Annotated in this window: 20 protein-coding genes, 1 pseudogene and 1 riboswitch; of the genes and pseudogenes, 15 read left to right on the top strand and 6 right to left on the bottom strand. The window is 74.3% G+C overall.

What is annotated here, in order from left to right:
* Positions 1-116: 116 nt before the first annotated feature.
* Positions 117-782: a hypothetical protein gene (locus tag OHB44_RS18195; RefSeq protein ID WP_330437654.1), complete on the bottom strand. Its 666-nt coding sequence runs from the start codon at positions 780-782 to the stop codon at positions 117-119.
* A gap of 30 nt (positions 783-812) precedes the next feature.
* The gene (locus OHB44_RS18190) at positions 813-1094 is read right to left on the bottom strand and encodes a hypothetical protein (RefSeq protein WP_330437653.1); all 282 of its coding nucleotides are present in this window, start codon (positions 1092-1094) and stop codon (positions 813-815) included.
* A 1-nt stretch (position 1095) separates the two neighbouring features.
* On the opposite strand from OHB44_RS18190, the gene OHB44_RS18185 reads away from it, so the two are divergent.
* The gene (locus OHB44_RS18185) at positions 1096-1398 is read left to right on the top strand and encodes a hypothetical protein (RefSeq protein ID WP_238686163.1); all 303 of its coding nucleotides are present in this window, start codon (positions 1096-1098) and stop codon (positions 1396-1398) included.
* Here the strand turns inward: OHB44_RS18185 and OHB44_RS18180 are convergent.
* Positions 1387-2106 (bottom strand): hypothetical protein, encoded by a 720-nt coding sequence (locus OHB44_RS18180; RefSeq protein WP_330437652.1) that lies wholly within the window; start codon positions 2104-2106, stop codon positions 1387-1389. The two genes, OHB44_RS18185 and OHB44_RS18180, sit on opposite strands and share 12 nt — an antisense overlap.
* Positions 2099-2674, bottom strand: a complete 576-nt coding sequence (locus OHB44_RS18175; RefSeq protein ID WP_238686165.1) for an RNA polymerase sigma factor — start codon at positions 2672-2674, stop codon at positions 2099-2101. Before OHB44_RS18175 ends, OHB44_RS18180 begins: the two co-directional genes overlap by 8 nt.
* Before the next feature lie 134 nt (positions 2675-2808).
* On the opposite strand from OHB44_RS18175, the gene OHB44_RS18170 reads away from it, so the two are divergent.
* Entirely contained in the window at positions 2809-3144 is a 336-nt protein-coding gene (locus OHB44_RS18170; RefSeq protein WP_124859681.1) for a hypothetical protein, read from the top strand.
* A 7-nt stretch (positions 3145-3151) separates the two neighbouring features.
* On the opposite strand, the gene OHB44_RS18165 is transcribed toward OHB44_RS18170, so the two are convergent.
* Positions 3152-4447: an MFS transporter gene (locus tag OHB44_RS18165; RefSeq protein ID WP_330437651.1), complete on the bottom strand. Its 1296-nt coding sequence runs from the start codon at positions 4445-4447 to the stop codon at positions 3152-3154.
* Between the two features lie 58 nt (positions 4448-4505).
* On the opposite strand from OHB44_RS18165, the gene OHB44_RS18160 reads away from it, so the two are divergent.
* Entirely contained in the window at positions 4506-5465 is a 960-nt protein-coding gene (locus tag OHB44_RS18160; RefSeq protein ID WP_238686166.1) for an ArsR/SmtB family transcription factor, read from the top strand.
* A gap of 55 nt (positions 5466-5520) precedes the next feature.
* On the opposite strand, the gene OHB44_RS18155 is transcribed toward OHB44_RS18160, so the two are convergent.
* Positions 5521-6237 carry an MBL fold metallo-hydrolase gene (locus OHB44_RS18155; protein ID WP_238686167.1) on the bottom strand — a complete coding sequence of 239 codons (717 nt, stop codon included), beginning with the start codon at positions 6235-6237 and terminating at the stop codon, positions 5521-5523.
* A gap of 315 nt (positions 6238-6552) precedes the next feature.
* Positions 6553-6729, top strand: a riboswitch (cobalamin riboswitch).
* 257 nt (positions 6730-6986) lie between these two features.
* Between OHB44_RS18155 and cobN the strand changes: the two genes are divergently transcribed.
* From cobN to cobA, 12 genes and pseudogenes are all read left to right on the top strand, one after another.
* Positions 6987-10655, top strand: coding sequence for a cobaltochelatase subunit CobN (gene cobN, locus OHB44_RS18150; protein WP_330437650.1), 3669 nt, complete (start codon positions 6987-6989; stop codon positions 10653-10655).
* Positions 10652-12838 (top strand): magnesium chelatase subunit D family protein, encoded by a 2187-nt coding sequence (locus OHB44_RS18145; RefSeq protein ID WP_330437649.1) that lies wholly within the window; start codon positions 10652-10654, stop codon positions 12836-12838. The genes cobN and OHB44_RS18145 overlap by 4 nt, the downstream gene beginning before the upstream one ends.
* Before the next feature lie 72 nt (positions 12839-12910).
* Positions 12911-13522 (top strand): cob(I)yrinic acid a,c-diamide adenosyltransferase, encoded by a 612-nt coding sequence (gene cobO, locus OHB44_RS18140; RefSeq protein ID WP_112673096.1) that lies wholly within the window; start codon positions 12911-12913, stop codon positions 13520-13522.
* Positions 13516-14871 carry a cobyrinate a,c-diamide synthase gene (locus OHB44_RS18135; RefSeq protein WP_330437648.1) on the top strand — a complete coding sequence of 452 codons (1356 nt, stop codon included), beginning with the start codon at positions 13516-13518 and terminating at the stop codon, positions 14869-14871. The genes cobO and OHB44_RS18135 overlap by 7 nt, the downstream gene beginning before the upstream one ends.
* The gene (gene cobI, locus OHB44_RS18130; protein ID WP_330437647.1) at positions 14868-15647 is read left to right on the top strand and encodes a precorrin-2 C(20)-methyltransferase; all 780 of its coding nucleotides are present in this window, start codon (positions 14868-14870) and stop codon (positions 15645-15647) included. Before OHB44_RS18135 ends, cobI begins: the two co-directional genes overlap by 4 nt.
* The gene (gene cobM / locus OHB44_RS18125) at positions 15644-16489 is read left to right on the top strand and encodes a precorrin-4 C(11)-methyltransferase (protein ID WP_330437646.1); all 846 of its coding nucleotides are present in this window, start codon (positions 15644-15646) and stop codon (positions 16487-16489) included. The genes cobI and cobM overlap by 4 nt, the downstream gene beginning before the upstream one ends.
* A pseudogene (locus OHB44_RS18120) lies at positions 16486-17556 on the top strand (cobalt-precorrin-5B (C(1))-methyltransferase); the annotation flags it as partial. The gene cobM and the pseudogene OHB44_RS18120, both read left to right, overlap by 4 nt.
* A complete protein-coding gene (cbiE, locus tag OHB44_RS18115; protein WP_442932701.1) occupies positions 17517-18899 on the top strand; it encodes a precorrin-6y C5,15-methyltransferase (decarboxylating) subunit CbiE in 1383 nt (460 codons plus the stop codon). The pseudogene OHB44_RS18120 and the gene cbiE, both read left to right, overlap by 40 nt.
* Entirely contained in the window at positions 18896-20623 is a 1728-nt protein-coding gene (gene cobJ / locus OHB44_RS18110) for a precorrin-3B C(17)-methyltransferase (RefSeq protein ID WP_330437644.1), read from the top strand. Before cbiE ends, cobJ begins: the two co-directional genes overlap by 4 nt.
* Positions 20611-20808, top strand: coding sequence for a DUF362 domain-containing protein (locus OHB44_RS18105; protein WP_238686175.1), 198 nt, complete (start codon positions 20611-20613; stop codon positions 20806-20808). The genes cobJ and OHB44_RS18105 overlap by 13 nt, the downstream gene beginning before the upstream one ends.
* Positions 20805-21401: a precorrin-8X methylmutase gene (locus OHB44_RS18100; protein WP_330437643.1), complete on the top strand. Its 597-nt coding sequence runs from the start codon at positions 20805-20807 to the stop codon at positions 21399-21401. Before OHB44_RS18105 ends, OHB44_RS18100 begins: the two co-directional genes overlap by 4 nt.
* Entirely contained in the window at positions 21398-23107 is a 1710-nt protein-coding gene (gene cobA, locus OHB44_RS18095; protein ID WP_330437642.1) for a uroporphyrinogen-III C-methyltransferase, read from the top strand. The genes OHB44_RS18100 and cobA overlap by 4 nt, the downstream gene beginning before the upstream one ends.
* Position 23108: the final 1 nt, after the last annotated feature.

The raw sequence follows: 23108 nt of genomic DNA, 5'->3' as shown, positions 1-23108 counted from the left end.
CGGTTCTACTGAGGCGGTCGAACTGCCCGTTCTTCCGGAGGCTCCCCGGTGATGGCCGGATCGGTGCCGATGCCGCCCAGCATAGCTGTCCGTGCGCGGAGCCAGTGGCCAGAGCGCTAGGCGTGTAGCCAGACGCGGAGAGGGCCGGTGGTGGTGAAGCCAGCGGAGAGCGCCGACGTCAGGTCCGCTGTGGTTTCGTAGCCGACCAGCGGCGCGTTGGGCATCGTGGCACACACCGCGCGCCAGACGTCCCGGGAGTTGTCGGTGCGGGTGAACAGGTTGGAGACGCCGTACGGGCCGTCGCCGCTGAGCACCGCTCCTCCGGTGATCACACCCCGGTCGTCGTGGCGGGCGAGCACCCGTACGCGGGGGTCGGCCAGGAGCGCGGGGCGGAACAGCTCTCCACCGCCGTGGGCCGCCGCCCAGGCCACCAACTCGTCGGGTGTGGTGACCGGGGTCAGCGGCGTGTCCACAGGCGGTGCCGACGCTGGCCGGTGGATCCACTGGGCGTCGAAGAGCACCCGGAACCCGTACCCGGACAGGTCGAGGTCGGCGAAGCTGTCCTTCACCGATGCGCCGGGCCCCGCGTCGATGCGGCCCAGAACGGCCTCGGCGTCGACGCCCGGCCGCACTGTGACCGCGTCCGGGTACCACTGTGGCGAACGGTGGGGGACCGACCAGGCGTCGGCGTCGGTACGGCTGGCCAACCCGTGGCTGCCGCAGACGATGTCGCACCATTCGGCGTTGTTGCGGGCCGCCGCCGCCCGCGCGTCCATGGGCATGATCGGCAGCCTAGGCGGCCCGAGGTGCTGTCAGGGGGCGTAGACCAGGTCCATCGTGTCGGCGTGCCCGGACCAGCGCAGGTCTAAGCGCCAGCAGCCGGCCTCGGGCAAATCGATGATCGACGGACCGGGGCCACCGGCGACCTCCCGGATCACCCGGGTGTCCGTGCCGTCCAGCCTCGCGGTGATAACAAGGGTTGCCGGCGCGGTCGGGTCGGGCGAGGTCGTGGCGGCGCGGGCCACCCAGAGGATCTTGTTGTTCGAGCCATCCGTCCGGACCTGCCGCAGCGGATGGGCGAACAGCACCGCCACGATGTCACCCTTCGCGCCGAAGACGTGCGGAACCCGCGCGTCCCCGCTGAACCCGGCGTCCGCCCAGTCCGGCAGGGACCCCGTCTCGACCCGCGCCGCGCAGGCGGTCGCGGTGCTCGCCGTGGTGGCCGCACCCGCCGTCGGCGACGCTCCGCTGGTCGTGGTCGTGCACCCCGCCAGCAGGACCACCGAGGATGCCAGCGTCAACCTGCCCCAGGAAACCATCTCGCCCCTTCCGGTACGCGTCGACGACTCGTCCACCCTTCCGACACCGCCCACGCCCGTCGGGTTCCTAGCCCAGTGAGCGCGCGATCTCGATCGCCTCGGCCTTGGTGAGGGTGCCCTCAATCCGGTAGCTCACGTGGTCGTCCTGCCAGATCAGGGTCGAGCCGGCCAGTCGGGCGGTCTCCCGGCGGATCTCGCCCGCCTGGTCCACGTAGGACAACGCGTGCGGGCCGTCGACCCAGACGGCGAAGTCGCCGTTGACCTGGACCCAGTTCGCGCCCGGCGGGCTGACCTCCTTGTGGAAGGCCAGGTCGAGGTGACCGTCGAACGCGTCGACGCGCAGCGCGCCCCCGTCGTAGAGCAGCGTCGCCACCCGGTACCGGCCCGTGGCGTCGGGGTCGGCGACCAGCACCTGTTCGGGCGTGCCCAGCATCGCCGGCAGGCGGATCGGAAACCGTACCGACCGTTGGGCCTCGTCCAGGGCGACGGTCCGCTGCCCGGGCAACGGCGACGCGGCGCCGGCGGGCGGCGTCGGGGCGGGCGAGGTGGCGATGCTGACCCCGGCGAAGCGCAGCAGCCCCGTGACGGCGTCGGCGATCGCGGCCCGCGTCGGCGGCAACACCGCCACCAGCAGGGCGACGAGCGCCACCGCGGCGAGCGACCGCCACCGGCGCCGCCGGGGCGACGGCGTGCCGAGCCGTACGCGGACGCGGGCGGTCACGTCGGGCGGATCGGGCGTGTCCAGCCAGGTGGACAGGTCGCGCAGTTCCCGTTCGAGGTCACCCATGCCGGACCTCCGCACTGTCGAGCAGGCCACGGAGCTTCGCCAGCGCCCGGGACGTACGCGACTTCACAGTGCCCCGGGGCCAGCCCAGAGCCGACACCGTCTCCTCCTCGGTGAGATCGAGGAAGAACCGGCAGACGATCACCTCACGGTCCCGTACCGGCAGTTGTCGCAGCGCCTGTACCAGCGACGCCCGGCGCTCACCGGCGAGGACCCCGCCGACCGCGTCGTCCTCGGCGATCTCGGACGTCGGGTCCGCTGCCGCCGCCCGCAGCACGAGCCCGTCGCGCCGGCCACGGGAGCGGTGCAGGTTGCGGGTCTCGTTGGCGACGATCGCTAGCAGCCACGACCGGAAGGACGCGTCACCCCGGTATCGGGACAGCTTCCGGTACGCCTTCACAAACGCCTCCTGGATGACGTCCTCGGAGTCCGAGCCGGCACCGAGCAGCACCGCGGTCCGGTACGCGGACGCGGTGTGCCGGGCGACCAGGAGGTTGTACGCCTCCAGGTCACCTGCCCGAGCGCGGGTGACGAGCGCCTCGTCGTCCAGGGGAGCCTCCGTTCGGATCACACTCAGGACACCGCCCACCCGCCGCGGGTTCCACGGGGATTTCCCGACGTGGGTCAGCTCTCTCCCATCCGGCGTGCAGCGTATTGCCAGGAACCGGTGCTGCACTGGAGGGACGTCGAGGAGAGGGGCGGGGCATGAGCTGGTTCAACCGCCGGTCACGGGGTGCCGAGGCGACCCCGACGAAGCTGGACCGGGAGGCGACCCGCGACGACCTCGCGGCGCTGGAGGCGTTCGTGGCCACCCGGCGCGGGGTGGAGTTCTACCTGGAGCCGGAGACGACCGCGACGGACACCACTGTGGTGGCGATCGCGCACGACGGCGAGTGGATCCGCCGCCGTACCGGAACGCCGCGCGCGGCCGGGTCCATCGCCCGCAAGCACGCGGTGCCGCTGTACGAGGCGGCGCGCACCGGCTACCCGGAACGGATGCGGACCTGGAGCCGGGCCCACCCGGAGCGCCATGCCCGCTGAGGCCAGGTCAGTGCGGCTGGGCCGGCGCGGGTTCGTGGAGAGCGGTAGCGCGGGCCTGCACCAGTCGGAATTCGGGTGAGGTGACAGTTCGTACCGTCACGGTGAGCACCAGGACGCAGAGAGCTGCTGCGCCCCAGAAGACCGCTCTGACGCTGACCAGTTCGGCGGTGAGGCCGGCGGCCAGGGCCCCGAGCGGCATGGAACCCCAACTGGTCAGGCGGCTGACCCCGCTGTAGCGCCCCATCATCTCGTCGGGCACGACGAGTGCCCGCAGCGAGCTGTAGGTGACGTTCCACGCGCCGGAGCCGGCGCCGCCCAGGACGGTCGCCGCGGCGACCAGCCGGGGGGACGAGGTGATGGCCGGTGCTGCCAGCAGGACGGCGAAGCTCGCCATCGACGCGGCGAGGACGACCCGCCGTCCGAGGCGGCGGGTGAGAAAGGGTGCGGCGGAGGCTCCCACCACGCCGCCCACCCCCAGGGCTCCGATCAGCAGGCCGTATTCCGCGTGGCTCAGGTTCATCGGTCCGGGTGCGATCGCGTAGACGGCGATGACCGCCATCCAGGCCGCCCAGCACCCGCTCGCCGCACCGGCCACCAGCAGCAGGGACCGCAGAATTCTTGCCTGCCACACGTACCGGATGCCCTCGCGGATGTCGACGCGGAGGCCCGGAAGCTTCGCCCTCGGTCCGGGGTGACCGCTGCTGCGGTAGTGACCGGTCATGACTGCCAGTGCGAGTAGTGCGCCCGCGTAACCAACGCCGCCGGCACCGAGTGCCACGGCCAGTCCGGCGGCGGCGAGCAGGCCACCCAGCGGGGGCCCGATGAACTCGTTGGCCGCGGTCTCGGTCGCTGTCAACGTCGCGAACGCGGATTCCATGCGACTGCGGGGTATGACCATCGGCACGACCGACATCCGGGTGGTGTCGGCGAACACCTCGGCGGTGCCGAGGAGCAGCGCACCCGCGTACAGGCCGGCCAGCGGGAGGGCGTCCACGAGGACGGCGCCCACGAGCACGGCGAGGAGCAGGGCGCGCGCGGCGGCCATCGTCATGATCAGGCGCCGGCGGTCCACCCGGTCGGCGAGGGCACCGGCGGGCAGTGCGAACAGCAACCAGGGCAGGGTGTTGGCCAGGGTGGCACCGGCAACCAGCGCAGGGGAGTTCGTCATCGAGACGGCCACCAGAGGCACTGTCAGCTTGACGACGCCGTCAGCCAGGTTGGTGATGGCGGCACCGGCCCACAGGGCGTTGAAGTTCCGCGTGCTCACTGTCGTCGGGTCGCCTGGTTGGGTGTCGCTGTGCATGGCCAGGAGCTTGCGACATCCTGCGGCGCCTCCCTAGAGTTTCGACTGGAGGCGAAAAGTGGCGGTGTTCCTGGTCGACGCCGAAGTGATGGCGCGGGCGCGTTTCGGCACCTCGCAGCTCACCGAGACGTTGGGGGCGCTGAATATCCTGCGCCGGGCTCAGCCGCTTCCGTGGCATCGGGTCTGGCGGGACCAGCACGTCGATGCCTTCCGGGGCTATCTCGACGGTGACCCGGTGACCCGGGCCATTCTGGCGCACGCCATATCGTCCTCCTGGATGGCCGACTTCCTGACGGTGCCGCCCGCCCGTCCGGACATGACGCTGGACGACGAACTCGTGGAGCTGGAATCGCTGCCGGACGACCGGATCCGTGCCGATCTGGCCCACGTACGTTCTCCGCTGGCTGCGGAGCTGCGCGGTTCGGGGTTGGCGAGCCGGACGGCCGCTCTCCTGCGCTGGGTCTGGCACCACACCATTGAGGCGGATTGGCCGCGCCGGCAGTCGGTGCTGCGCGCCGACGTGGTGTCCCGGATCTCCCGGCTGGGCCGGGACGGATGGTCCGGGGTCCTCAACGACATGCGGCCCGGCACGCGCTGGCTGGGCAACGGCCGGCTGCAGGTCGAGGAACGGCCCTACCCACCGTCCGACGTGCGCGGCGGGACGCTGACGTTCTTCGCGGCCCACTGCCGGGGAGGCTGGATCTCCTGGAGGTTGCCCGACCGCTTCGGGATCGTCTATCCGGTGACGGGAATCTTCGCCGAGGCGGCTCTCACCACCCCGGATCCACTGCGCCGCCTGCTCGGGAACGCGCGGAGCACGATTCTGGTGCAGGCGGCTGAGCCGGTCAGCACCACGGCCGTGGTCGCCGCGACCGGGCTGCCGCTCGGTACCGTCGGTGGTCACCTGCGCGTGCTGACGGATGCCGGTTTGCTCCAGAAGCGCCGGTCAGGCCGGGAGGTCCTCTACTGGTGGACGGATGCGGCACGGACGCTGGTAGCCGGGGCCTCATCGTTCTGAAGGGTCACGGCGTCAGGTGCCCGCACCCGGTGCCGGAGAGCGTCTGCCGTCTGGATCAGGCGCCCTCGACGGCCGAGCGGGCCTGCTCGAGCGTCATCGGCTCGGCGTGGCTGGAGACGTACCAGTGGTAGTCGTCGTCGAGCAGTCGCCGGACCAGGTCGAGGTCGAGGCCGTCCTCCGGCCGGCGCACATGGGCCGGCGGCGGGTAGAAGCAGTCGCCCAGCAGCATCACCCCCGAGTCGGGCACCAGCACCACTGTCGAATCCGGCGCGTGCCCGCCGCCGACGTGGCGTAGCTCGACCCCGACCGGCAGCTCGTCCACGTCGACGAAGGTGCGGGTCGGCGGCAGGATGGCGAAGTCTTCCCAGGACGCCATCGCGCGTGCGCGGGCTGAAAAGCTCGGGCGGAGGCGGGCATCGGCGCGTATCTGCTCCTGCAGGTAGGGGTGGCTCCACGGCCGGGCGGCCTCGGCGCGCAGCAGCGACACGGCCGTCTCGTGCCCGACGATCTCCACGCCGGGCCAGGCGCAGGCACCCCACACGTGGTCCCAGTGATGGTGGGTGTAGACCAGCCAGCGCGGCTCCGGAAGCCCGGCGGCGGCCAGCGCGGCCTGGATCTCGCGGGCGTGCGCGGGGCTCTGCCCGGCGTCGATCATCACACTGCCGCGTTCGTCGGCGACGACGGCGACACCGGCCTGGACCGCCTCCGGGTCGGGATCGCCCGGATACCGCCAAACACGGCCCGACAGGCGGTGGAACTGCGGGGCGACCACGATGATCGACCTCCGAGATTGATCGCGGACACTGGTGTGGCGTTCGCCGATCCTAGGTGAGGGTGTCGGCCGGCACCGCCCTGCCGGAGGATCGGCGCAGGTCAGGACTCGTCCGGCCACCTTTGCTCTGCTTACCTATAGGCGCCGGTGACGCTCCGTGTCTGGTGCACATAGGTAAGCAGAGCAAAGGACGTCGCACATTGATCTGAGGCATTCCGTCGCGCAGAGTCGCGCTCGCACCAATCGTTTAATCTCGATGAGTCCCGTCCGCCCGGCGGGGTCGGACCGGCGTTGACCGGCGGCGCGGCGGTGTGGCAGCATTCGCGGCCTGACGGCAGTGAAGGAAGTCGGTGCGAATCCGACGCGGTCCCGCCACTGTCACCGGGGAGCGATCCCCCCTCGTGAGTCACGGCCGTGTGTCTGCGGTTGGAAGGCCGGGGGAGAGCGTCGATCCGGAAGCCAGGATACTTCGGCCGTCGGGACGTACCCCAGGGCGTGGACACCCGAGGAGGACCCGATGACGCACGGCGTCTCATTCATCGACGACTATCGTCGTATCGCGCTCCAGGCAGTGCGTTCCAAGGACACCGGCCACCGGCACCGCTGAGCTGATCGCCCGGCGCTGACCGGCCCCGACCCATGCGTCGGGGCGCCGTTCGCGCTGGCCGTCGTACCGGCTGACGCCGTACCCACTCGCATCGCCCCGGTCACCCCGTGAGGGTCCAGGGCGTCACTTTCCGGAGCATGCCGTGCGCATCCTGCTGCTGTCCACCGCCGACACCGACCTGCTGGCCGCCCGCGCCAGCGGCGCCGACTACCGGTTGGCCAACCCCGCCCGAGTCGCCGCCGAGGAGGTGCCCGCCCTGCTCGACGGGGTCGCCCTCGTCGTCGTACGCCTGCTCGGCGGTCGGCAGGCGTGGGCGGACGGCCTCGCCGCGGTGCTCGCCACCGGCGTGCCGACGGTGGTGCTCGGCGGCGAGGCGCTGCCCGACGCCGAGCTGATGGCCATCTCCACGGTGCCGTCCGGGGTCGTCACCCAGTCGCTGGCGTACCTCGTGGAGGGCGGTCCGGACAACCTCGGGCAGTTGGCCCGGTTCCTCTCCGACACGGTGCTGCTCACCGGCGAGGGATTCGCCGCACCCGCGCCCACCCCGGCGTACGGCGTGCACGGCGAACACCCCGCCGACCCGGACCGGCCCACAGTGGGAATCGTCTTCTACCGGGCACACGCCCTCGCCGGCAACACCGACTTCGTCGACGTGCTCGCGGACGCGGTCCACAAAGCCGGCGGTAACCCGCTGCCGATCTTCTGCGGCTCGCTGCGCGGGCTGACCGCGGGCGCCGGCCCACTCGGGCTCTTCGCCCGCTGTGACGCGCTGCTGGTCACTGTGCTCGCGGCCGGAGGTGCGGTCGCCGCCGACGCCTCCGGTGGCGGCGACGAGGACGCCTGGGACGTCGGCGCCCTGGCCGCCCTGGACGTGCCGGTCATCCAGGCGCTCTGCCTCACCAGCACCCGCGCGCAGTGGGCCGACAGCGACGCCGGCCTGTCCCCGCTGGACGCCGCCATGCAGGTGGCCATCCCCGAGTTCGACGGCCGGATCGTCACGGTGCCGTTCTCGTTCAAGCAGATCGACGCCGACGGGCTCTCGGTCTACGCCGCCGACCCCGAGCGGGCCGCCCGGGTCGCCGGGATCGCGGTGCGCCACGCCCGGCTGCGGTACGTGCCGCACGCCGACAAGCGGGTCGCCGTGGTGCTCAGCTCGTACCCCACCAAGCACTCCAGGGTCGGCAATGCCGTCGGATTGGACACGCCGGCCTCGGCGGTCCGGCTGTTCGCCGCGCTGGCCGAGGCCGGCTACGACCTGGGTGACGCGCCACCGCCCGACGACGGTGACGCGCTGATCCACGCGCTGATCGCCGCCGGTGGTCACGACGTGGAGTGGCTCACCCCGGAGCAGTTGGCCGCCGCCGAGGCCCGGATACCGGGGTCGACGTACCGGCGCTGGTTCGACCAGGTCCCGGCCGAGCTGCGGGAGCGGATGCGGGAGCACTGGGGTGAGCCGCCGGGCGAGCTGTACACCGAGGGCGGCGACATCGTGCTCGCCGGGCTGCGCTTCGGCAACGTGGTGCTGCTGATCCAGCCGCCCCGCGGCTTCGGGGAGAACCCCATCGCCATCTACCACGACCCGGACCTGCCGCCCAGCCACCACTACCTGGCCGCGTACCGCTGGCTGACGGCGCCCGCCGCGGACGGTGGCTTCGGCGCGGACGCCGTGGTGCACCTGGGCAAGCACGGCACCCTGGAGTGGCTGCCCGGCAAGGGCCTCGGCCTGGCCGCGGACTGCGCGCCCGACGCCGTCCTCGGCGACCTGCCGCTGGTGTACCCGTTCATCGTCAACGACCCCGGCGAGGGCACCCAGGCCAAGCGGCGAGCGCACGCCGTGGTGGTCGACCACCTGGTCCCGCCGATGGCCCGCGCCGAGACCTACGGCGACCTGGCCAAACTCGAACAACTGCTCGACGAGTACGCGACAGTGCAGGCCCTCGACCCGGCCAAGGTGCCCACCGTGCGGGCCCAGATCTGGGACCTGGTGCGCGCCGCCGAGCTGCACCACGACCTGCACGCCGAGGCGATGCCCGACGCGGACGACTTCGACGACTTCGTGCTGCACCTCGACGGGTACCTGTGCGAGGTCAAGGACGTCCAGATCCGCGACGGGCTGCACATCCTCGCCGACGCGCCCACCGGCGAGCCCCGGGTCAACCTGGTCCTGGCGGTGCTGCGCGCCCCGCAGATCTGGGGCGGCGCCCGGGCCCTGCCCGGCCTGCGACAGGCACTCGCCGTCGCGTACTCCCTCGACGAGCAGGAGCTGCTCGCGTCGCCGGGACAGCGACTGGCGCTGCCCGCGGCGCTGACCGACGTGGTGGACGGGCCGGCCGGCACCGCCGCCGACGCGATCGACCTCATCGAGGCCCTCGCGCGGCGGCTGGTCGTCGGCATGGAGACCCTGGACTGGGCCGTGGACACTGTCGACGCCGTGGTGGCCGAGGTGACCGGTCGGTCGATCCCGGACGTCGCCGCGGTGCTGCACTTCGCCGCCACCGAACTGGTGCCCCGACTGGACCGCACCACCGACGAGCTGACAAACACCCTCGGCGCGCTCGACGGACGGTTCGTGCCGCCCGGCCCGTCCGGCTCACCCACCCGGGGCCTGGTCAACGTGCTGCCCACCGGCCGCAACTTCTACTCCGTCGACCCGAAGGCCATCCCCAGCCGCAACGCCTGGGACGTCGGGGTGGCCCTCGCCGACTCGCTGCTGGCCCGGCACCTCGCCGACACCGGGGCGTACCCCCGCTCGGTGGGTTTGACGGTGTGGGGCACCAGCGCCATGCGGACCCAGGGCGACGACATCGCCGAGGTGCTCGCGCTGCTGGGCTGCCGGCCGGTCTGGGACGACAGGTCCCGGCGGGTCACCGGCATCGAGGTGGTGCCGACCGCCGAGCTGGGCCGACCCCGCGTCGACGTCACGGTGCGCATCTCCGGCTTCTTCCGCGACGCGTTCCCGCACGTCGTGGCGCTGCTCGACGACGCCGTCCGGCGGGTCGCCGCCCTCAACGAGCCGGACGAGGAGAACTACCTGCGCGCGCACGTCGCCGCCGACCTCGCCGAGCACGGCGACGAGCGGCGGGCCACCGCCCGGATCTTTGGCTCCAAGCCCGGCGCGTACGGCGCTGGGCTGCTGCCCCTGATCGACGCCCGTACCTGGCGCAGCGACGCCGACCTGGCCGAGGTGTACGCGGTGTGGGGCGGCTACGCGTACGGCCGGGGCCTGGACGGGCGGGAGGCGCGCGCCGACATGGAGCGCTCGTTCGCCCGGATCGCGGTTGCGGTGAAGAACCAGGACACCCGCGAGCACGACATCGTCGACTCCGACGATTACTTCCAGTACCACGGCGGGATGGTGGCGATGGTCCGCCATCTCACCGGCACGTCACCGCAGGCGTACGTGGGTGACTCGGCGATGCCGCACGACGTGCGTACCCGCACGCTGGGCGAGGAGACCCGGCGGGTGTTCCGCGCCCGGGTGGTCAACCCGAAGTGGATCGCCGCGATGCGTCGGCACGGCTACAAGGGCGCGTTCGAGCTGGCGGCCACTGTGGACTACCTGTTCGGCTACGACGCCACCGCCGGCGTGGTCGACGACTGGATGTACGAGCACCTGGCCGCCGCGTACCTCTTCGACGACACCACCCGGGAGTTCCTGGAGAAGTCCAACCCGTGGGCGTTGCGGGGCATCACCGAGCGGCTGTTGGAGGCCGCCGACCGGGGGCTGTGGGCCGAGCCGGAGCCGGCCACCCTCGACCGGCTGCGCGACACGTACCTGGCCAGTGAGGGCGATCTGGAGGACCGGGCATGACCGCGATCTACCCGTTCAGCGCGGTGCTCGGCATGGCCGACATGCGGCTGGCGTTGCTGCTCAACGCGGTCTCCCCGGCGATCGGCGGGGTGCTGGTCCGTGGTGAGAAGGGCACCGCCAAGTCCACAGCCGTGCGGGCGCTCGCCGCGCTGCTGCCGCCCGTGCGGCGGGTGGCCGGCTGCCGTTTCGGTTGTGACCCGGCCGAGCCCGACCCGGCCTGCCCGGACGGCCCTCACCCCGCCGACGCCGCCGCCGAGACCCGTCCGGCCCGCCTCGTGGAGCTGCCGGTGGGCGCCGCCGAGGACCGGGTGGTTGGCGCGCTGGACCTGGAGAAGGCGATCGGCGAGGGGGTACGCGCCTTCGAGCCGGGCCTGCTCGCCGCCGCGCACCGGGGCGTGCTCTACGTCGACGAGGTCAACCTGCTGCACGACCACCTCGTCGACCTGCTGCTCGACGCGGCGGCGATGGGCCGCAGCCACGTCGAGCGGGAGGGCGTCTCGGTCAGCCACGCGGCCCGGTTCCTGCTGGTCGGCACGATGAACCCGGAGGAGGGGGAGCTGCGCCCGCAGCTGCTCGACCGGTTCGGGCTCACAGTGGAGGTGGGCGCCAGCCGGGACCCGGAGATCCGGGTCGAGGTGGTCCGCCGCCGGCTGGCCGCCGACGCGGACCCGGTTGGCTTCGCCGCCCGCTGGGCCGACGCCGACGCGGAGATCGCCGGCCAGGTGGCCGCCGCCCGCCGCCGACTTCCCGGGGTACGACTGCCGGACGCCGCGTTGCGGCAGATCGCCGAGGTGTGTGCGGCGTTCGACGTGGACGGGATGCGGGCCGACATCGTCACCGCCCGGACCGCCCTCGCCCACGCCGCCTGGCACGGCCGGGACCGGGTCACCATCGACGACGTCCGGGTGGCCGCCCGGCTGGCGCTGCCGCACCGCCGCCGCCGCGACCCGTTCGACACCCCGGGGCTGGACGAGAAGCGCCTCGACGAGGCGTTGCAGCGCGCCCAGGACGCCCACCCCGACGACCCGGACGACGCCGGCCCCGACGACAGTGGCCCGGACGGCGGCGGCCCGCAGGGCGGCGGCCCGGCGGGTGACGGAGGCCCAAACGGGGGCGGCCCAAACGGGGGCGGCCCGAGTGGCGGCGGACCGCAGGGCGGCAACGGCGTCGACGAGGGTGAAGCCGGGTCGACGGAGCACTCGACGGCGCGGAACGGCGCCGGCCCCGAGGGGCGCACCGACGGCTCGGACGACACCGGCGGCTGGCCGCAGCACCAGCAGGGCGACGGCGGCCAGAACTCGCGTCCGCGCGGTGGCCGGCAATCGGCGACCGGTGCCGACGACCCGACCGGCGGCGGGGAGTCCCAGCCGGTGGCCGTACCCCGGGGTGGCTTGAAGGCGCGGGTGCTCACCGCGCCCGGCGTGGGTGACGGGGTGCCGGGCCGACGGTCGCGGGCCCGCACCGGGCGGGGCCGCACCACCGGCGCCCGGGTGCCGGCGGGCCGGGTGGGCGCGCTGCACCTGCCGGCCACGATCCGCGCCGCCGCGCCCCACCAGGCGGCCCGGGGCCGGGTCGCCGGCCCGCTGCGACTGCGCCGGGACGACCTGCGCGAGGCGGTTCGTGAGGGGCGCGAGGGCAACCTGGTGCTGTTCGTGGTGGACGCGAGCGGCTCGATGGGCGCCCGACAGCGGATGACCACAGTGAAGGACGCGGTGCTCGCCCTACTCACCGACGCGTACCAGCGGCGGGACAAGGTTGCGGTGATCGCGTTCCGCGGTGGCGGCGCCCGGACCCTGCTGCCGGCGACCTCGTCGGTGCTGGCCGCCTCGACCCGGCTGGCCGAGCTGCCCACCGGCGGGCGTACGCCGCTGGCCGAGGGGCTGCTCGCCGCCGCGGACCTGTTGCGGGTGGAGCGCCTGCGCGACCCGAAGCGCCGCCCACTGGTCCTCATCGTCACCGACGGGAGAGCCACGGCAGGCACCCGCCCGCTGGACCGGGCGGCGGCGGCGGCCGGCGTCCTGGCCGCCACGGGGGCTCCGTGCGTGGTCGTCGACTGCGAATCCGGCCCGGTCCGACTGCACCTGGCCGCCCGCCTGGCCACCCAGCTGAACGCCCCAAGAACCCCCCTGGAAGCCCTCACCCACCCCCACTCCCGCGATCTTGCACTTCCTGTCGCGGCATAACGGACCAAGAGCGCATATGACCAACAGAAACCGCAAGATCGCGGGAGTGTCCGCGGGACGGGGAGGCCGCTGATGCCGCAGGGACAACCGAGTTCGGTGCCCGCTGACGGGTTGACGACCCGGCAGCGGCGGCACCGGCCACTGCTGATCGTCCACACGGGACAGATGAAGGGGAAGTCGACGGCGGCCTTCGGGCTGGCGTTGCGGGCCTGGACCGCCGGGCTGCCGGTCGGGGTGTTCCAGTTCGTCAAGAGCGCCAAGTGGCGGGTGGGGGAGGAGAACGCCTTCCGGGCGCTCGGCGAGGTGCACGAGCGCACCGGCCAGGGCGCGCCGGTGGCCTGGCACAAGATGGGCGAGGGCTGGTCCTGGATCCAGCGCGGCGGCGACGCCGACCACGCCGCCGACGCCCTGGAGGGTTGGCGGCAGATCCAGCGTGACCTGGCCGCCGAGCGCTACGGGCTGTACGTGCTGGACGAGTTCACCTACCCGATGAAGTGGGGCTGGGTGGACGTCGACGAGGTGGTCGCCACCCTGGCCGACCGCCCCGGCTTCCAACACGTCGTGATCACCGGCCGGGACGCCGACCCGCGCCTGGTCGCCGCCGCCGACCTGGTCGCCGAGCTGACCAAGGTCAAGCATCCGATGGACGCCGGCCAGAAGGGCCAGAAGGGCATCGAGTGGTGAGCGCGCACTGGGCGCTGCCGCGGGTGGTGGTCGCCGCCCCGGCCAGCGGCCACGGCAAGACGACTGTGGCCACCGGGCTGCTCGCCGCGCTGCGTCGACGGGGCCTGACGGTCAGCCCGCACAAGGTCGGCCCCGACTACATCGACCCGGGCTACCACGCCCTCGCCGCCGGCCGACCCGGGCGCAACCTCGACCCGTTCCTGGTCGGGGCCGACCGGATCGCCCCCCTGCTGCGACACGGCGCGAGCGTCCCCACGCCCGCCGACATCGCCGTGGTCGAGGGCGTCATGGGCCTGCACGACGGTGCGGTGGGCCGCCGCGACTACGCCTCCACCGCGCACGTCGCCCGGCTGATCGAGGCACCCGTCCTGCTGGTGTTGGACACCACCGCGCAGGGCCGGTCGGCCGCCGCGCTCACCCTCGGCATGGCCGCGTTCGATCCGGCGGTACGGATCGGCGGGGTGATCCTCAACCGGGTCGGCTCACCCCGGCACGAGACGCTGCTGCGCGACGCCCTCGCCGAGGTGGACGTGCCAGTGCTCGGCGCTGTCACCCGCGCCGCCGAGGTGGCCGCGCCGGCCCGGCACCTCGGATTGGTGCCGGTCGCCGAGCGGGCACCCGAATCCGTCGCGATCGTCACCGCGCTCGCCGAACTCGTCGAGGCCACTGTGGACCTCGACGCCGTGCTCGACCTGGCCCGGACCGCCCCGCCGCTGACCACCCCGGCCTGGGACCCGGTCGCCGCAGTCGGCGGGCCGGCCGGCGTCGAGCGACCACGCGTCGCCCTCGCCGGTGGTCCGGCCTTCACCTTCTCGTACGCGGAGACCGCCGAACTGCTCGCCGCGGCCGGCGCGGACGTCGTCACCGTCGACCCGCTGCGTGACGCGGCGCTGCCCGCCGGCACCCGGGCGGTGGTGATCGGCGGCGGCTTCCCCGAGGCGTACGCCCAGACGCTGGCCGACAACACCGCGCTCCGCGCCGAACTGGCCGACTTCGACGGGCCGATCGTGGCCGAGTGCGCCGGACTGCTCTACCTCGGGCGGTCCCTCGACGGCGTACCGATGTGCGGCCGGCTGGACCTGACCGCCCGGATGACCGACCGGCTCACCCTCGGCTACCGGGAGGCCCTCGCCGTCACCGACTCCCCGGTGGCGCGCGCCGGCGAGCCGGTACGCGGCCACGAGTTCCACCGCACCACCACCGACCCGGGGCACGGTGACGCGCCGGCGTGGCGCTGGAACGACACCGAGCACGGCTTCGTCACCGGTCGGGTGCACGCGTCCTACCTGCACACCCACTGGGCCGGCCACCCGGACGCCGCCCGTCGACTGGTCGAGGCGTGCCGATGAGCGCCGACGCCACGCTCACCGGGGTCGGCGTCGGCCCGGGCGACCCGGAACTGCTCACCGTCAAGGCGGTGCGGCTGCTGCGCGAGGCCGACGTGGTCTTCGTACCCGTGATGGCGGACCGGGTCGCGCCCACCGTGACCGCCGGCCCGACGCCGCTGGGCGCGGACGTCGGGCGGGCCGAGGCGACAGTGCGCTCCCACGTCACGCCGGAGCGGCTGCGCCGGCTGCCGTTCGCGCTGGACGACCGGGGTGGGGTCACCGTGCGTCGGGCGGCCGCCTGGGACGACGCCGCCCGGGTGGTGGTCGAGGCGATCGACGCGGGCGCGCGGTCCGTCGCGTTCGCCACCATCGGCGACCCGAACATCTACTCCACCTTCGGTTACCTGGCCCAGAGCGTCCGCGCGCTGCGCCCGACGGTGCGGGTGGCGACGGTGCCCGGCGTCACCGCCATGCAGGAGCTGGCGGCCCGCAGCGGCATCCCGCTCTGCGAGGGACGCGAACCGCTCACCCTGCTGCCGGCCACCGCCGGCCTGGCGCTCTTCGCCGACGCCCTCGCCGGGCCGGGCACCGTCGTCGCCTACAAGGGCTGGCGTCGGCACCCGGAACTGCTCGCCGAGCTGCGCCGGCAGGGTCGCCTCGCCGACGCCGTGCTCGGACGCAGCCTGGGGCTGCCCGGTGAACGCGTCGGGCCGGTCGGCGACACCGAGCACGACCTGCCCTACCTGTCGACGCTGCTGGTTCCGGCCCGCCGCGAGCACCGAGGAGGAAAGCTGTGACCAGCGACGGCAAGGTGTGGTTCGTCGGAGCCGGCCCGGGGGCCGCGGACCTGCTGACACTGCGGGCCGCGCGGGTCATCGCCGAGGCGGACATCGTGATCTGGGCGGCGAGCCTGGTGCACGCCGACGTGCTCGACCACGCCCGCCCCGGCGCGGAGATCGTCGACTCGTCGCAGTTGCCCATCGAGGGCGTGCTGCCGCTCTACCGGCGCGCCGCCGAGCAGGGGCTGACCGTGGCCCGGATCCACTCCGGAGACCCGGCCCTGTGGGGCGCGGTGCAGGAACAACTGGACGTGTGCCGGGCGCTCGACCTGGCCGTCGAGATTGTGCCCGGGGTGTCCTCGTTCACCGCCGTCGCGGCGATCGTCGGGCGCGAGCTGACAGTGCCCGAGGTGGCCCAGTCGGTGATCCTCACCCGCCTCGAAGGTGGCAAGACCCCGATGCCGCCCGGCGAGCGGGTCCGTGACTTCGCCCGGCACGGCACCACAATGGCGCTGTTCCTGTCCGCCGCCCGATCCGGGCAGGTGCAGGCCGAGCTGCTGGCCGGCGGCTACCCGGAGGACACCCCTGCCGTGGTGGCGTACCAGGCGACCTGGCCCGACGAACTGGTGGTGCGATGCACGGTCGGCACGCTGGAGGCGACGGTGAAGCAGCACAAGCTGTGGAAGCACACCCTCTTCCTGGTCGGCCCGGCCCTCGCCGCCGAGGGCACTCGCTCGCACCTCTACCACCCCGGGCACTTCCACACCTTCCGCCGGGCCGAGCCGGCCGCCCGCGCCGAACTGCGTCGCCAGGCCGGCGCCCGTACCGGGGGGACAGCCACACCGGGGCACACACCATGACGTACGCCGAGCCGCCGCTGCGCGAGCCGGACCTGCCGCGTACCGCGAAGGTCCGGCCCACCGCGCTGCGCACCGGCTGGACCACCGGTGCGTGCGCCACGGCGGCGGCCAAGGCCGCTGTCACCGCGCTGGTCACCGGCACCCCCCAGCAGGAGGTGGAGATCGGCCTGCCCGCCGGACGTCGGGTGCGCTTCCCGGTGGAACGCTGCGAGGTGACCGGCACCCCACCGGTCCGGGCCGAAGCGGTGGTGGTCAAGGACGCCGGGGACGACCCGGACGTCACCCACGGCGCCGAGCTGACCGCCACGGTGAACTGGACCGACGTCCCCGGCCTGCGGCTGGCCGGCGGTGCCGGCGTCGGCACCGTCACCAAGCCCGGCCTCGGGCTCGCGGTCGGCGGCCCGGCGATCAACGACACCCCCCGCCGGATGATCGGCGAGGCGGTGGCCGAGGTGGTCGACCTCAGCGAGGTCGGAGTCCGGGTGGTGATCAGTGTGCCCCGCGGTGAGATCATGGCCCGCAAGACCACCAACCGTCGGCTCGGCATCCTCGGCGGCATCTCGATCCTCGGCACCACCGGCATCGTCCGTCCCTTCTCCACCGCGTCGTGGCGGGCCAGCGTCGTGCAGGCCGTGCACGTGATGGCCGCCCAGGGCGAGCCGACAGTGGTGCTCTGCACCGGCGGGCGTACCGAGCGGGCCGCCCGCGCGCTCCTGCCCGACCTGCCCGAGGTCTGTTTCGTCGAGGTCGGCGACTTCACCGGGGCCGCGGTGACCGCCGCCGTGGGCGACGGCATGACCGGTGTGGTCTTCGTCGGCATGGCCGGCAAGCTCGCCAAACTGGCGGCCGGCATCCTGATGACCCACTACACCCGCTCCACAGTGGACCTCTCCCTACTCGGCGCGGTGACCGCGGAGGCCGGCGGTGACCCGTCGCTGGTCGCCGCCGTGACCGAGGCGAACACCGGGCGGCACGCGTACGAGCTGTGGGAGGCCGCCGGGTTGCTCGCCCCGGCCGGCGACCTGCTCTGCCAGCGGGTCCGCCAGGTGCTGCGGCGCTTCGCCGGGCCCACGGTCACCGTCGACGTGGCGATGGTCGACTTCGCCGGAGCCCACGTCGTCGCCTCGTCCGGCCGGTGGCCCCGGTGAGCGGCGTGACGGTGGTCGGCCTGGACGCCGCGGGCGCACCGCCGCACCCCGCGCTCGCCCCGGTGCTGGCCGCCGCCGGGCTGGTGGTCGGGGCCGCCCGGCACCTGGCCGCGGTGCCCGTACCGGCCGACGCCGACACCGTCGCCCTCGGGCCGCTCGCTCCCGCGCTGCGCCGCCTCGCCGAGGCCGTCGACGCCGGGGTGCCGGCCGTGGTGCTGGCCAGCGGCGATCCCGGCCTGTTCGGCATCGTCCGGCGGCTGCGCGCGGCCGGACTGCCGCTGCGGGTGGTGCCGGCGGTGTCCAGTGTGGCCACAGCGTTCGCCCGCGCCGGGCTGCCCTGGGACGGCGCCGCGGTGGTCAGCGCGCACGGGCGCGACCCCCGAGCCGCAGTGAACGCCTGTCGGGCGCTGCCACTGGTCGCGGTGCTCACCGCGCCCGGCGCCGGCGCGGCCGAACTGGGCGCCGGCCTGGTCGGCTGGTCCCGCCGTCTGCTGGTCGCCGAGCACCTGGGCACCGCCGCCGAACGGATCCGCGCGGTCACCCCCGAGCAGGCCGCCGCCGAGACCTGGGCCGACCCGCACGTCCTGCTCAGCCTCGCCGCCCCCGACGCCACCGAACCCGCCCCCGACGCAGCGGACCCCGCACCCGACGCCGCTCCTCTGGTCGCGCCCGGTGGCATGCGGTCGGACAACCAGCCCGCCGCCGCGCCAGCCGGAGGCTGGGCGCTGCCGGAGGCCCGGTACGCCCACCGCGACTCCATGATCACGAAGTCGGAGGTGCGCGCCCTCGTCGTCGCCCGCCTGCGCCCCCGCCTGGGTCGGCTGATCTGGGACATCGGGGCGGGCAGCGGGTCGGTCGGCATCGAGTGCGCGCTGCTCGGCGCGGCAGTGCTCGCCGTAGAACAGGACCCCGAGGCCGGCGCGACCGTCCAGACCAACGCCGCCGCTCACGGCGTACACGTCCGGCTCGTTACCGGACGTGCACCGGCGGCGCTGGCCGGCCTCCCCGAGCCCGACGCGGTCTTCGTCGGCGGTGGCGGTGTCGACGTCCTCACCGCAGTGGTGTCCCGCCAACCCGAGCGGGTGGTGCTCACCCTGGCCGCACTGGACCGGGTCGCACCGGCAGTGGGCCTGCTGCGCGCCGCCGGCTACACGGTCGAGGGCAGCCAGCTCTCCGCCGCCCGCCTCGCCGACCTGCCCGGCGGGTCGATCCGCCTCGCGGCCACCAACCCGGTGGTCGTCCTCACCGGGGAGCGCCAGTGACCGACCAGAACCCGCCCGCCCGGATCGGCCTGGTGGCGGCCACCGCCGCCGGCCGCCGGCACGCCGACATCCTGACCGCCGCCTGGCCGCACGCCCGGCTGGTCGAGGGACAGACCGTCGCCGACGCGCTGCGGACCGCCTGGGCCGGGTGTGACGCGGTCATCGCGTTCCTGGCCACCGGGGCTGTGGTGCGGATCGTCGCGCCGCTGCTCGACGACAAGCGCACCGATCCGGCGGTGGTGGTCGTCGACGAGGCGGCCCGGCACGCCGTGGCGCTGCTCGGTGGGCATGCCGGCGGGGGCAACGCGCTCGCCGAGCAGGTCGCCGCCCTGCTGGGCGCCCGACCGGTGATCACCACCGCCACCGACGCTGTCGACCTGCCGGGGCTGGACACCCTCGGCTGGCCCGTGCAGGGCGCTGTCGCCGCGGTGTCCCGGGCCATCCTGGACGGCGAGCCGGTCCGGCTGATCGCCGACGCCGACTGGCCGCTGCCCGCCCTGCCCCCGAACGTGCGCGCCGCTGACGAGGACTCGACGGACACCGGGTACCGGCTGCTGGTCACCGACCGGGTCGTGTCACCCGACGAGCGGACCGCCGTGCTGCGGCCGCCGTCGCTGGTCGCCGGCGTGGGGGCGAGTCGGGGCGTACCCGCCGCCGAGGTGGCGGAGCTGCTGCACCGGGTGCTGGCCGAGGCCGGCCTCGACCCGGCGAGCCTGCGCTGCCTGGCCACCGCCGACATCAAGGCCGACGAGGCGGGCATCCGCAGCACCGCCGACGCGCTCGGCGTACCCCTGGTGACCTGGCCGGCGGCGCGGCTGGCGGCGGTCGACGTGCCGCACCCCAGCGAGGTGGTCCGGGCCGCGGTCGGCACGCCGAGCGTGGCGGAGGCCGCGGCCCTGCTCGGCCCGGACGGCCGGGCCGACGACGCGACGCTGCTGGTGGGCAAGACCGCGACGGCGATGGCCACCGTCGCGGTGGCCCGGCACGCGCCACGCGGCCGGCTCGCCGTCGTCGGCCTCGGGCCGGGCGCCGCCGACCTGCGTACCCCCCGCGCGGTGGCCGAGCTACGTCGCGCCGCCGTGGTGGTCGGCCTCGACCAGTACCTGGAGCAGGTCCGCGACGTGCTCCGCCCCGGCACCCGGGTGCTCTCCAGCGGGCTGGGCGCGGAGGAGGCGCGGGCGCGCGCCGCCGTTGCCGAGGCCGCCGCCGGCCGGGCGGTAGCGCTGATCGGCTCCGGCGACGCCGGGGTGTACGCGATGGCCAGCCCCGCCCTGGAGTACGCCGACGAGCGCATCGACGTGGTGGGCGTGCCCGGCGTCACCGCCGCCCTCGCCGCCGGGGCGCTGCTCGGCGCGCCGCTCGGCCACGACCACGCCTATGTGAGCCTGTCCGACCTGCACACCCCGTGGGACGTCATCGAGCGGCGGGTGACCGCCGCCGCCGAGGGTGACTTCGTGACGCTCTTCTACAACCCGCGCAGCCGGGCCCGCGACTGGCAGCTCGGCAAGGCGCTCGGCATCCTCGCCGCGCACCGGTCACCGGACACCCCGGTGGGCGTGGTGCGCAATGCCAGCCGCCCCGGCGAACAGGTGCACCTCGCCACCGTGGCGACGCTCGACCCGGCCATCGTCGACATGTACAGCGTCGTGGTCGTGGGCAGCAGCGACACCCGGTTGGTCGCCGGCCGGATGGTCACACCCCGGGGGTACCGATGGCGCTCGTGACGATCGACGCCTGCCAGGGCTGCGGCGCCTGCCTGCTCACCTGCCCCACGCACGCGATCCGCCCGGTCGCCGGCGGCCTCACGGTCCGCGCCGACCTGTGCACCGGCTGCCTGGAGTGCCTGGAGATCTGCCCGGTCGACGCGATCCGCGTCGTCGAGCCCGACCGTTGTGAAGGAGCCCGATGAGCCGGGTGGTGCACCCCATCGAGGCCGAGTCGTACCGCATCCTGCGCGAGCGCGTCGACCTGTCGCACCTGCCGCCGCTGAGCCGCGCGGTGACCGAGCGGGTGGTGCACGCCAGCGCCGACCTCGCGTACGTCGACGAGCTGGTCTGCGACGAGGCCGCCCTGGAAGCGGGGCTGGCGGCGCTGCGCGCCGGGTCGCCAGTGGTCACCGACGTGGCGATGGTCGCCGCCGGAATCACCCGCGCCGGCCTGGAACTGGTCTGCCCGGTCGCCGAGCCGGCCGCCGCCGCGCTGGGCCGCTCGGCCGGCATCACCCGCTCGGCGGCGGCCGTCCGGATCGCAGTGGAGCGGGTCGGAACCGGAGCGGTCTGGGTGGTCGGCTGCGCGCCCACGGCGCTCGTCGAACTGCTCACAGTGGACGCCGCGCCGGCGCTCGTCGTCGGCCTGCCGGTCGGCTTCGTGGGCGCCGCCGAGTCGAAGGCGGCGCTGCGGGCCAGCGGCCTGCCCGCCGTTTCCAACGTGGGGGAGAAGGGTGGCTCGGCGGTCGCCGCCGCCGCCCTCAACGCCCTGCTCTACGTCGAGGAGAAGTCATGACCGGATTGGTCATCGTCGGGCACGGCACGCGCAGCGCGGCCGGGGTCGAGCAGTTCGCCGCTCTCGTCGAGCGGGTCCGCGGTCGCGGCGACATCGGCGACGTCGAGGGCGGCTTCATCGAGCTGTCCCGCCCACCGCTGACCGACGCGGTCGGCGCGCTCGTCGCCCGGGGGCACCGGGCGCTGGTGGCGCTGCCGCTGGTGCTCACCGGCGCCGGTCACGGCAAGGGCGACATCCCCGCCGCGATGGCCCGGGAGCAGCAGCGCCACACCGGGCTGAGTTACCGCTACGGCCGCCCGCTCGGCCCCCACCCGCTGCTGCACGAAGCCCTCGAACAGCGCATCGACGCCGCACTGTCCGGCGCCGGCCGGGCCGACACGGAGCTGTCCGGCGCCGGCCGGGCCGACATGGAGCTGTCCGGCGCCGGCCGGGCCGACACGTGGGTGGCGTTGATCGGTCGGGGGTCCACCGACCCGGACGCCAACGCCGAGGTCGCCAAGGTCGCCCGCCTGCTCTGGGAGGGACGCGGCTACGCGGGCGTGGAGCCGGGGTTCATCTCCCTGGCGCAGCCGTCGGTGCCGGCCGTGCTGGAGCGTCTGCGCCGTCTCGGCGCGCGGCGGATCGTGGTGGCTCCCTACTTCCTGTTCGCCGGGGTGCTGCCGGACCGGATCGTCGCCCAGTCGGCGGAGTTCGCCGCCGCCCACCCCGACCTGGACGTCCGCGTCGCCGAGGTGATCGGCGACTGTGACGCCCTCGCCGACCTCGTCGGGGAGCGGTACGCCGAGGCGTTGGGCGGGGACATCCGGATGAACTGCGACACCTGCGCCTACCGGGTGTTGATGCCCGGCTTCGCGGACAAGGTGGGTCGCCCGCAACGCCCGCACGACCACCCCGACGACCCGGTCGGCCACCATCACGATCACGGGCACGACCACCACGACCACGGGCACGCACACCACGGGCACGACCACGGCTCGGTCGCCGTGGTCGGCGGCGGGCCGGGGCCCGACGACCTGATCACGGTACGCGGAAAGGCGCTGCTCGACGCGGCGGACGTCGTGGTGGTCGACCGCCTCGCCCCGCAGGGGCTGCTCGCGGGGCTGCGCCCCGACGTGCTGGTGGTCGACGCGGCGAAGGTGCCCCGTGGTCCGTCGATGGCCCAGGAGGCGATCAACGAGGCCCTGGTGTCGCACGCCCGCGCCGGTCGCCGGGTGGTCCGGCTCAAGGGTGGTGACCCGTACGTCTTCGGGCGCGGCCACGAGGAGGTGCAGGCCTGCGCGGCGGCCGGGGTGCCGGTGACTGTGGTGCCCGGGGTGAGCAGTGCGCTCGCCGCTCCGGCTCTCGCGGGCGTGCCGGTGACGCATCGGGGCGTGGCGCACGACGTCACTGTCGTGTCGGGGCACCTGCCGCCCGGGCACCCCGACTCGCTCGTCGACTGGGCGGCGCTGGCCCGAGCCCGGGGCACCGTCGTGCTGCTGATGGCGGTCGACACCATCGCCAAGATCGCGAACGTGCTGATCGAGCACGGTCGCGCCCCGGAGAGCCCCGTGCTGGCCGTGCAGGACGCCGGGCTGCCCGACCAACGATCGGTGCGCGCCCGGCTGGACGAGATCGGCGCGGTCGCCGCCCGGGAGGGCGTCGGCCCGCCTGCCGTCTTCGTCCTCGGCCCGGTGGTAGCCCTCACCACCACCGGGCCGACGGCCTGAC

It is taken from the genome of Micromonospora sp. NBC_00821 (genome assembly GCF_036347035.1).
Taxonomy (GTDB): domain Bacteria; phylum Actinomycetota; class Actinomycetes; order Mycobacteriales; family Micromonosporaceae; genus Micromonospora; species Micromonospora hortensis.
Note: the sequence above shows the minus strand (reverse complement) of the source record. Positions and strands in the feature narration are given on the sequence as shown.